The 11,480-nt window shown below is 41.0% G+C and carries 6 protein-coding genes and 1 pseudogene; 2 read left to right on the forward strand and 5 right to left on the reverse strand.

All coding sequences use genetic code 11. The features are described 5' to 3' along the window. Nucleotides 1-4: 4 nt before the first annotated feature. From nirB to AB6T38_RS16290, 3 genes are all read right to left on the reverse strand, one after another. Entirely contained in the window at nt 5-2,605 is a 2,601-nt protein-coding gene (nirB, locus tag AB6T38_RS16280; protein WP_372548301.1) for a nitrite reductase large subunit NirB, read from the reverse strand. Between the two features lie 311 nt (nt 2,606-2,916). Beyond that, nucleotides 2,917-4,644, reverse strand: a complete 1,728-nt coding sequence (locus AB6T38_RS16285; protein WP_372548302.1) for a protein kinase — start codon at nt 4,642-4,644, stop codon at nt 2,917-2,919. A 34-nt stretch (nt 4,645-4,678) separates the two neighbouring features. Continuing rightward, nucleotides 4,679-6,145 (reverse strand): NarK family nitrate/nitrite MFS transporter, encoded by a 1,467-nt coding sequence (locus tag AB6T38_RS16290; RefSeq protein ID WP_372548303.1) that lies wholly within the window; start codon nt 6,143-6,145, stop codon nt 4,679-4,681. A 543-nt stretch (nt 6,146-6,688) separates the two neighbouring features. Here AB6T38_RS16290 and typA point away from each other — a divergent pair. Further along, on the forward strand, nt 6,689-8,515 hold the full coding sequence (typA, locus tag AB6T38_RS16295; protein WP_348491211.1) for a translational GTPase TypA: 1,827 nt from the start codon (nt 6,689-6,691) through the stop codon (nt 8,513-8,515). A 155-nt stretch (nt 8,516-8,670) separates the two neighbouring features. Continuing rightward, nucleotides 8,671-9,231 (forward strand): GNAT family N-acetyltransferase, encoded by a 561-nt coding sequence (locus tag AB6T38_RS16300; RefSeq protein ID WP_372548304.1) that lies wholly within the window; start codon nt 8,671-8,673, stop codon nt 9,229-9,231. 47 nt (nt 9,232-9,278) lie between these two features. Here AB6T38_RS16300 and AB6T38_RS16305 read toward each other — a convergent pair whose 3' ends face one another. Both AB6T38_RS16305 and AB6T38_RS16310 read right to left on the reverse strand, forming a co-directional pair. Further along, nucleotides 9,279-10,388, reverse strand: coding sequence for a mechanosensitive ion channel family protein (locus AB6T38_RS16305; protein WP_372548305.1), 1,110 nt, complete (start codon nt 10,386-10,388; stop codon nt 9,279-9,281). A gap of 290 nt (nt 10,389-10,678) precedes the next feature. After that, nucleotides 10,679-10,966, reverse strand: a pseudogene (locus tag AB6T38_RS16310) (DUF885 family protein); the annotation flags it as partial. Nucleotides 10,967-11,480: the final 514 nt, after the last annotated feature.

The raw sequence follows: 11,480 nt of genomic DNA on the forward strand, positions 1-11,480 counted from the left end.
TTCCTTACTCCACTTCTACAATTTTGATTGTTGAAGCAGCTTCAACAACTGGCTTCACCGTACCTAAAATATTATCGACTTCACTTTCTGTGGCCGGACGGATCTGATCTCGCTCTTCCACAAAAATGATGTTGCTATCACTTTTTTCACTATTCACGAATTGACGGAAACGCTTGCGAGACTCATCAGCTGCTATGGCGGTTTTCCACTCACATTGATAGCTATCGACTACATGTTGCATTTGTTGCTCTAGTTCGGCGGCTAGTCTTAGGGAGTCGTTAATCACCACCTCTTTAAGGTAATCAAGTCCACCTTCCATATTCTCCATCCACACGGAAGTTCTTTGCAGTCTGTCAGCAGTGCGTACATAGAACATCAACACTCTATCGATGTATTTAATTAACGTTTCTGTATCGAGGTCGGTAGCGAATAAATCGGCATGTCGAGGTTTCATTCCACCGTTACCGCAAACATATAAATTCCAGCCGTTTTCAGTGGCAATAATGCCAATATCTTTACTTTGGGCTTCGGCACATTCACGCGTACAGCCAGAAACACCAATTTTTAATTTATGGGGGGAACGCAGGCCTTTATAGCGATTTTCAATGTCAATCGCTTGCCCCACCGAATCTTGCACTCCGTAGCGACACCAGGTGCTACCGACACATGACTTAACGGTTCTGAGTGATTTAGCGTAGGCGTGCCCGGTCTCGAAACCAGCATCAATCAACTCTTCCCAAATAAGCGGGAGCTGTTCAACTCTGGCTCCAAATAAATCAATTCGTTGGCCACCGGTGACTTTGGTGTATAGGTTGTATTTCTTGGCTACTTGGCCCAGTACAATCAGTTTATCAGGGGTGATTTCCCCCCCCGCAATACGGGGCACTACTGAATAGGTACCATTTTTTTGCATGTTGGCCAAATAGGTATCATTGGTGTCTTGTAATGTGACGTGAGGTTTTTCAAGGACAAAGTCATTCCAAATTGAAGCTAAAATAGAAGCTGCGGCAGGTTTACAAATTTCACAGCCTAAACCCGTACCGTGTTTTTCCAATAATTCGTCAAAGGTTTTAATTTGCCCTACCTTGACCATGTGGAATAACTCTTGACGTGAATAAGCAAAGTGCTCACAAATGTCTTTTTTAACTTCTACACCGCGCTTTTCTAGTTCACTGTCAGTCACCGACTTCAGCAACGCCGCACAACCTCCACAGCCAGTGCTGGCTTTAGTACAACTTTTCACCGCGGCTAGATCACAAGCTCCTCCATCAAGGCTGGCAACAATGTCACCTTTAGTCACGTTATGACATGAGCAAATAGTGGCAGTATCAGGCAAAGCGTCCGCGCCTAAGGTGGGTGCGCCTTCACCGAATGAAGGCAAAATGAGACTTTCAGGAAATTCCGGTAAATCTATTTCATTTAATGCGTATTGCAATAAGGTATCGTAATCGCCGGTATCCCCAACGAGTACAGCACCCGTTAATTTGTTAGTTTCCGGATTCACCACAATTTTTTTATACACGCCTGACACCTGATCTTCATAGGTGTAGGTTAATGCGCCATGCTCTCTAGCATGGGCATCGCCGATAGAACCTACTTCTACTCCCATCAGCTTTAACTTGGTGCTCATGTCAGCACCTTCGAACGCAAGATCACCACCGACAATATTACTAGCAGCGGCTCTGGCCATGGTGTAACCAGGAGCAACCAAACCGAAAATAAAGTTGTTCCATAGGGCACATTCACCGATGGCGTAGATATCTGGATCGCTGGTTAAACAGTGGTCATTTACAACAATGCCACCACGCTCGCCAATCACAATGCCAAATTCTCTGGCCAGCTTATCTTGTGGACGAATTCCGGCAGAAAACAAAATCATATCGGTTTCAAGGATTTCACCGTCTGCGAACACCATTTTATAACGACTGTTTTCACCCGCCTCGATACTTTGGGTGGCTTTTTGGGTATGCACTTCCACCCCAAGATCTTCAATTTTGTCTTTTAGTACTCGACCACCGCTGCCATCTACCTGAACAGCCATCAGTTGCGGAGCAAACTCAACTACATGGGTTTTCAACCCCGCTTGTTTAAGGGCATTAGCCGCTTCTAAGCCCAATAAACCACCACCAACAACCACACCAACTTTGCTGACTTGTGCAGATGCGCTAATGGCTTCTAGATCTTCAATGGTTCTATACACAAGGCAGTGAGGTTGATCGTTGCCAGGAATGGGCGGCACAAATGGAAATGAGCCTGTCGCTAAAATCAATTTGTCATAACTTAAGGTTTCACCACTTTCGATAGCCACGGTTTTGGCTTGCTTATCAATATCATTAACCCGTGCGTTAACCTGAAAATTCACACCAAGCTGTTGATAATGTTCAGCACTAGTTAAAGACAACTCGTCGGCAGTTTTACCAGAGAAATACTCTGATAAATGAACACGGTCATAGGCCAATCTGGGTTCCGCAGACAACACTGTAATGTGAAAACGATTTTTACCGTACACCTCTTCACTTTGTTGAATAAGTTGCTCAACAAAATGGTGTCCTACCATTCCATTGCCGACTACGACAATGCGAGTTAACTGTTCATTTGTGGTCATAATAAGCCTCTAATTTATTAGCCCCAGAAACGCAAAAAGCCCGCAGAATCTGCTAAACAGATTTTGCGGGCTTCGTTGCCGGGTATAACTAACCGCCGTGGCTAGTTATTGAATTTTGTGTAATAGATGCAACCCTAGAAAACGTTGCAACCTATCTCTATTAACTAATAAAGCATTAATTAGGCCAAAATATTAACCATATATTATTCAATAACTTAACAATTTAAAAGAACTAAAAAGTAGGTTGATATGCAGTGTATTGGTGCAAGTTTTAACTAAAATAGGGCATGGCCGTTAAACGCTAACTATGCTCAAATAAAGTAGATCAATAATAATAAAATAATAATAAACTCAATTAGGGCTATTATTTTAAAAAATCTAAGTGGATGGCGTTGGATTAGTGGTCGATGCTGAATTTGCGCCAGCATGTTGTAGTTGGGTTTAGTCAAATCCATTAAAAATTCAGAGAAAGCCTGATAACGCTGTTCTGGACTGGTCATTAATCCTTTCTGTAAGGTAATATCTAACCATTGTGGCAGTTCAGGTCTAAATTTTCTTAGGGAAATATATTGCCAATTATCAACCGTTAATCCTGATGATGATTGGGGAGTAAACTCGTTGAAGGGCAAGTGCCCTGCTAACATTTCAAAACACACTACGGCCACTGAAAATAAGTCAGAACGAAAATCGAAGCGGTTATTCAGCAAAAATTCTGGTGCCACATAGTTTACCGAACCTACGGCTACACTCTCTTCTTGCCAAGCTTCCGTTTCCGCTATGGCCCCCACATAAACGGTGCCGAAATCAATAAGCTTTACCTCTCCGGTGCTAGTAATCATCACATTTTCTGGTTTGATATCACGGTGGACCATGTCTTGACGCTGAAATATGCGCAAAGCAGCAATTAACTGCTTAATAATACTTCTAACTTCAACAATAGTAGGAGTGGGGTTATCTAACATCCATTGTCGCAGAGTTTGCCCATCAATAAACTCGCACACATGGTACATAAATTTCGCGTTTTCTGGTCGCGGAATTATTTTCATTATATTCATGTGATTCAGTTTTTGACCTATCCATTCTTCACGTAAAAAACCGCTTAAATAAATAGGATCATCAACAAAATATTGAGACGGTGTCTTTAAACAATACAGCTCTTGGGTGTCTTCTTTTATGACCTTGTACAAACTACTTCGAGTGCCGTTGAACACCTGCTCCAATACTCGGTATCCCTCAAGCTTCATCCCTTCTTGTAAAACAGGTGGCATGGCTAGGCGAGTTAGCTGGCGGTGATATTCATTGAGATCGGCCTGAGGAAGCCCTGCGACTTTGACAAGTAAACAACTTAGATTGTCATCACTACCAGCCTGAATGGCCAATTCCACAATACTTTTGGCTAGCACTTCTAGACTAGTGTTAGGTTTTAGTAACCACTGATTGAGCACAGATTGTATCTGTTTTGGGCTAATAAACTCGTGAATACCATCGGTAGTCAATACAAATAAATCGTTCGTTCTAAGCTCAAAGGTTCGAAAGTCCACATCCAAATTATTTTCGATACCAATAGCACGACTTAACACTTTTTTATTGCCAAAACGGGCATGATGATCTGTAGAGAGCTGTTCAAAATCGCCTTGTTGTAAACGACAAATACGGCTGTCTCCTGCGTGAAAGAGAAATCCGGTGGTTGACTTAAAGATCAGCGCACTAAAAGTCGTCACCATTTGACTTTGCTCCCCCATGGAGTAGTCATGCTGACCGGCACACCAACGATTCAAGCCTTGAAGCACTTGGGTAGCGGCTCTTTTCACAGTCCAGGTCTGTGGGGTTTGTCTGTAATCTTGAATAAAATTGGTGGCGCAGGTGATGGCTGCTTCTTTTGCCCGACTACATGAACTCACGCCATCAGCAATAGTGGCGACTGAGCCTTTAGTTGTTAATTCAGAATCAGTAGGCAGCCAGGCTGCAAACGCATCCTGATTTTCTTGTTTAACACCCGCGGTTGAATAACCACCAAATTCTAGGTGTAGTTTTCCCAAGCTAAAATACCTGAATGAAGTAAGACAATTTATATTATGTGACGTTTATCAATTCGACACTACCATCTTCTCTTACTTCTGTAATAGTGCCGCTTGGCTCTTTCATAAATAGTAATGCTACAAAACCCAAAACAGCTGTACTCGCAATCACAATAAAGAAGGTAGATGTATCGACAAGAGAGTACACGGTTAAATATACCACTGCACCAACATTACCGTATGCCCCAGTCATTCCAGCAATCTGCCCTGTTAAGCGACGCTTTATTAACGGTACCACGGCAAAGACAGCACCTTCACCGGATTGAACAAAAAAGGAACATGCCATTACCACTACTACGGCCAACCAAATCGGCCAAGTTGCATCAATAAAGCTCATGGCAAAGTAACCTAAGGCGAGACCTGCAGTCAGTATCAATAATGTAGGTTTACGCCCAAACTTATCAGAGATGAGTCCACCGCCAGGACGTGACATTAGGTTCATAAATGCATACATTCCCGCTAGTAACCCAGCTGTGGCCATATTTAATGTGAAAGTATCCGCAAAAAAAGCCGGTAACATAGAGACTACCGCCAATTCAGAACCAAAGGTCGCAAAATACAATACGTTCAACACCGCAACTTGCTTGAATTCATATTTATGAATGTCAGGTACAGGCGTAGTGAATATATCTTTGTTAACTTGGTAGGTCTTATAAACATCAAAAATATAGAGCGCGCCAAGGCTCAAATACAAAATTGTTCCCACTTCACTACTCAACAACCCGACGCCATTTGGCGAAAGTTTCCAATTTAATAAAGCCAGCGCCAAATACATGGGCGTTTTCATCACCAATAAAAAATAGAAATCTTTCACACTAGTGACTTCTAATCCGCCGAGATTTTTAGGACGAAAGTACGTGGAACCTTTAGGGGTGTCTGTGGTGTTTTTGTAATAAATAACACTAAAAATCAAACTCAATACACCGGTAATACCAATGGCATAGCGCCACCCATTGTCACCGCCGAACAATAATGCAATGGTCGGTAAAGAAAAAGCAGCCGCAGCTGAACCAAAGTTACCCCAACCGCCATAAACACCTTCAGCGGTACCTAACTCTTTGGGGGGAAACCATTCACTTACCATACGAATACCGACAACAAAGCCAGCACCAATACAGCCCATGGCAAAACGTGCAATTAATAATTGTTCAAAGGTACTAGCTAGGGCAAAGGCAAAACAGGGAATGGCGCAAATGGCTAGTAATGAGGAATACACAAGTCTAGGGCCAAATTTATCGGTTAGGGAACCTATTAATACCCTAGCAGGAATAGTTAAGGCGACATTGATGATCAATAGAGTTTTCCATTCGCTCAGTGTCAGTCCAACCCCGTCAACTATCGCTTCTTTTAAAGGTGCCATGTTGAACCACACCACAAAGGTGATAAAAAAGGCCATCCAGGAAAGATGTAGGGTTTTCATTTTGCCCGTAAAAGACACCAGATTAAATTTTTGAGCACTCATGTTATATCGCCTAATTCGCCGTAACTTTTCGTTGAGCAAAAAAAAACCCACTCAAATTTCCCTTAAAAGGAAAATTGTGCGGGCTTCATTGCCTGACGATGATTATGCTTTGTCGCAAATCTCGTCATATATGTTTAATTGGGTGTAGATCTTTATATTTATTTTTTGTCTTTTAAAAGCAAAAATGGCGCCATGATCATATTTAAGTTTAACTACTTAAAATTCAATGACATATGAAAAACCGGAAGCGATACTGTGAAAATGCACTCTCCACTTTGGTGCAACTCTGCACTCTAATGTTTACTTTTAGCGGTTCCATGAAAGCTAAAACGTCGATTTCAACATACTATGAGGTTAATCATTATGAAAAGGACCCTTCCCTAAAACAATATAGTTTCCTAGGATCACAAATAAATAGGGCGCTGCTCACTATTTACCTGTATAATCCGCGCCCAAACGTAACCCTCGGCAATATCAGTGATGAATACTGGATATTAATGGCAATCCGAGAGCATATTTAAAAGTACAGGCTTACCGATCAAAATGAAAGATATTAGTAAATTAAGAAACATTGCAATTATTGCGCACGTTGACCACGGAAAAACAACCTTGGTTGACAAATTGTTGCAACAGTCAGGAACCTTGGAAAGCCGAGGCGAAGCTGAAGAGCGGGTTATGGATTCTAACGACATTGAAAAAGAACGTGGAATTACCATACTTGCTAAAAACACAGCAATTAACTGGAATGATTACCGTATTAATATCGTTGATACTCCTGGACACGCCGATTTCGGTGGTGAAGTTGAACGTGTAATGTCAATGGCTGACTCTGTACTTCTATTAGTAGATGCTCAAGAAGGTCCAATGCCACAAACGCGCTTTGTAACACAAAAAGCATTTGCTCAAGGCTTGAAGCCTATTGTTGTTATCAACAAAATTGACAAGCCAGGCGCACGTCCTGATTGGGTTATGGATCAAGTTTTCGATTTGTTCGACAACCTTGGTGCAACTGATGACCAGTTGGACTTCCAAGTCGTTTATGCATCAGCACTAAACGGTTGGGCAACTAGAGAAGCAGACGAGCAAGCTGAAGACATGACGGATTTGTTCCAAACAATCGTTGATGTTGTAGATGCACCGGATGCAGATCCTGAAGGTCCTTTCCAAATGCAAATTTCGCAACTTGATTACAACTCATACGTGGGTGTTATCGGAGTTGGCCGTGTTACTCGTGGTGTGGTTAAACCAAACCAACAAGTCACTGTTGTTATGGCAGATGGAACTAAACGCAATGGTAAAGTAGGTCAAGTACAAGGTTACCTTGGACTACAAAGACATGAAGTTGATTCAGCACAAGCTGGAGACATTATTGCAATTACCGGTTTAGGTGAATTGAAAATCTCTGACACAATATGTGATCCAAATGCAGTAGAAGCATTACCACAGTTATCAGTTGATGAACCTACGGTAACCATGACGTTCCAAGTAAATACTTCTCCATTTGCGGGTAAAGAAGGTAAATACGTTACTTCTCGTAATATTCTTGAACGTTTACAAAACGAATTGATTCATAACGTAGCCCTAAAAGTAGAAGAAACAGAAGATCCGGATAAATTCCGCGTATCAGGACGTGGTGAACTACATTTGGGTATATTGATTGAAAACATGCGCCGTGAAGGTTACGAATTAGCCGTTTCTCGTCCAGAAGTAATTCTAAAAGAAATTGATGGTGAAATTCACGAACCGTTTGAAACATTAACCATTGATGCTGAAGAAGAGCATCAGGGCTCGATCATGGAGCAAATCGGTCTTCGTAAAGGTGAATTGACGAATATGTCTCCGGATGGAAAAGGACGTATTCGTATGGACTTTATGATCCCGAGCCGTGGCTTAATTGGTTTCCAAACTGACTTTATGACTATGACCTCAGGCTCAGGCTTGATCTACCATACTTTTGATCACTACGGTCCTCATAAAGGTGGTTCAATTGGTCAACGTAAGAACGGTGTACTTATTGCCAACGCTACAGGTAAAGCACTAACCAATGCATTATTTAACTTACAAGAACGTGGTCGTCTATTCATAGGTCACGGTGTTGAAGTATATGAAGGTATGGTTATCGGTATTCATAGCCGTGATAACGACCTGACGGTAAATGCCCTTAAAGGTAAGCAACTTACTAACGTTCGAGCTTCTGGTACTGATGAAGCCCAAACACTAGTACCACCAGTAAGAATGTCCCTTGAGCAAGCCCTTGAGTTTATCGATAACGATGAACTAGTAGAAGTGACTCCAGAGAGCATTCGTATTCGTAAGAAATTGCTAACTGAAAATGAAAGAAAACGCGCTAGCCGTAGTAAAGAATCATAGTAAGTAGTCAATAACTTTTAAAAACCGGCTGAAAATGCCGGTTTTTTTATATCTGTTTTTTATGAATGGCCTTTAAATGAAGCTTCCGACTAAGTTGCATATTCCTGCATATAGTTAATAATAAGTCACCCACTTCTAACCCCTTAGATTGATGAATGCAAACTAGAACATTCCCTGTATTTGAAACCCAACGACTTCGATTAGATCAATTAACCAAACAAGATAGACAGTCTATATTTGAAGTATTTTCCGATCCTAAAGTTGTTGAACATTACGATGTTGAGCTATTTAAAAACATTCGGGAAGCTGACAGCTTAGTGGAATATTTTGATTCTAGATTCACCAGCGACAATGGTATTCGTTGGGCGATTCGTAATAAAGAAAGTGGAGAATATATAGGTTCTTGCGGTTTTACCCATTGGAACAAATATGATCATAGTGCGGTTCTTGGTTACGAGATCAGCCAAAAAAATTGGGGAAAGGGCTTTGCAACAGAAGCGGTTCGGAAAATTACGGACTACTTATTCTCCTCTGAATTTCATTTTTATATTCATAGAATTGAAGCCTTAGCACTACCTTCTAACATTCCCTCAGGTGCTTTGTTAAAAAAACTTGGATTCAAGTTTGAGGGTACCTTACGTGGCAAATGCTACTGGAATGACGACTTCCATGATATGGATATGTATGGGTTGTTACGTGAAGATCGCACAAATTAAGATTCGATATAGTACATATCTGTTTAACCTAACTAGCGATCATATCATTAATCACTTTTCACATCTTTTGCAGAAAAAGCGCTTGCGCTTCCCTCTTGGGTTAAGTTAATGGCCTGAATTGGATAAGGAATAACGATTCCCTCCTCTGCGAAACGTTTATGTAACGCTTTAATAAACTCAGACTTAATAAAAAACCTGTTGAAGTATTCTTGGGCTCTCAACATAACCGTAAAATTAATACTCGAGTTATCAAAGGTGTGGAAAACAACGAAGGTATCATAGTCCTTTATTCCCCATTTATGGGTTTTGAGTATTTCTCTAGCTACTTCTAAAGATACTCGCTCCACATGCTCCAAATCAGAATCATAATGCACGCCCACATCAACAGGCACGGATAGTTGCTTTTCGGGGTAATAGTAATTAATGATCTTTGATTGGGCTAAAACACTATTTGGCATAATGACTGTGTTGTTCGGAAGCATTTTAATCCAGGTTGAGCGCCAACCAATTTTGTCAACAAACCCCTGTTCACCTGTATCTAACTCAATAAAATCTCCCACTCTTATTGGCTTATCAGCCAACATTTGAATCCCCGAAAAAAAGTTTTCCAAAGTAGGTTGCAGGGCAAGAGCTACCGCTAATGAGCCGATTCCTAATGATGCCACTATGGGAGTAATAGATATTCCTACGGTACTCAATACGATAAGCACACCAATAAGATAAATGACTACCCTTACAGTCCCTCTCACTAGGTTGCCACTGCTTCTTAGCATTGGTGAACTGTTGGAATATCGACATAAACTTTTGCGCGTAAATTGGTCGGCAAAAATAATAATAGCGAAAACAATGGCCAATTTACTGACCACTGTAAAAGTGGTTTCAAGAGTACTCACGTCTTCAGCTATTTTTATTAGAACTAACTCACTTAAAGATAACGAGGCTGCCACGATAATTAATGTTACTGGGCGGCTTACAGAATCCAGTATAATTGTATCTAAACTAAACCGACTTTTATTAGAGAGCCTACGTAGATAAAAGAAAGTTATGTGTTTAATCAACCACAAAAATAAAAATAGGCCGACAAAAACAACAGCAAAAATCATCCATACAGAGGAACTATCCAATATTAGGTGAATAAATTCTGTAACTTGTTCCACTATATTGTCCTTAGCTTAATGCAACCAAACGTTCAATAATATTAAGAGTATGCAAATGACGAACCAGCGTTATGCTGATTAATTAAGGATTAAATGCTGGAATTTACCTGTAACTGCACCAAAATATTATTTTGATATTGAGGTGTGACAATTAAAAGTGCATGGAGGTCGTTGAATTACGGATTCAACATACAAAGACTTATTGCGTAGACAAGATTAATTGTTTGCCAATACTGCTCCTTATTCGAATAATTAAGTTAAAACGTTATGCACCTAAAATTAGGTGCATAACGAACAGCTCTAAATAGCTCAGCGTATAAACGAGCGATATTATCGTACGGGTAATATCCAAATCCTAATTCACAAGCTAAACGCTCGGCATATAATGCCCAACTTTCAGCATAAGCGGTAAAAGGCGATAAGGATCTGAAAATAGGTAACCCCTCTAGCTCCACAGAAATACTGATTTGAAAGTGATGGCCTAGAATACCTTCATGGTAGGCTAAAGTGCGCATCCAATACTTAGGCGTATCTTTAATATCATACAAGTTAGCTTAAAAGACGCCCGGTCTAGACCCGCCCATATAGATACTTGTGTTTTATCTGCATAAAAATTTGCGGCTTTATCAATTTTGCCTGTAAGTACACAATATGTTTTCTTCTGCGCGTGAATCCACAAAAGTAGAGGCTATAATATTATTTTGCTCTCGGACAATTAAATCCTCCATTTTTTGCGCAAATTTAACATGAACAGGCATGGCTTATTCCACGGGCTGAAGCCCGTGCTACAGAGTTATACATTTCTTTGCTCTCACATGGGGGTGGAATCGGTTGTGTTTAGCTTCGCAGAAGCGTTAACCGATGGAACGGGCAGCAGGGATGCTGCACTGGAGATAGCCACATGGAGGTGTGACACCTAGATGACTATTACATCGACAGGCATTGCATGACATTAGATGGGTATGGTTTCCCTTGGGGTGTTGTTGCGCGGCAGCGCTTTAGAGTAAGGGCTATCCACACCATGTATTTCATATTGGCTATGTTGTAAAGTCACAAATGCAAAAAAGGGCTACCCTTTCGGATAGCCCTTTC

The sequence above is a fragment of the Aliiglaciecola sp. SL4 genome (genome assembly GCF_041538045.1).
Taxonomy (GTDB): domain Bacteria; phylum Pseudomonadota; class Gammaproteobacteria; order Enterobacterales; family Alteromonadaceae; genus Aliiglaciecola.

Coding starts and splice junctions, on each gene's coding strand:
- typA (WP_348491211.1), top strand. CDS start 6,689: ATGAAAGATATTAGTAAATTAAGAAACATTGCAATTATTGCGCACGTT.
- AB6T38_RS16300 (WP_372548304.1), top strand. CDS start 8,671: ATGCAAACTAGAACATTCCCTGTATTTGAAACCCAACGACTTCGATTA.
- nirB (WP_372548301.1), bottom strand. CDS start 2,605: ATGACCACAAATGAACAGTTAACTCGCATTGTCGTAGTCGGCAATGGA.
- AB6T38_RS16290 (WP_372548303.1), bottom strand. CDS start 6,145: ATGAGTGCTCAAAAATTTAATCTGGTGTCTTTTACGGGCAAAATGAAA.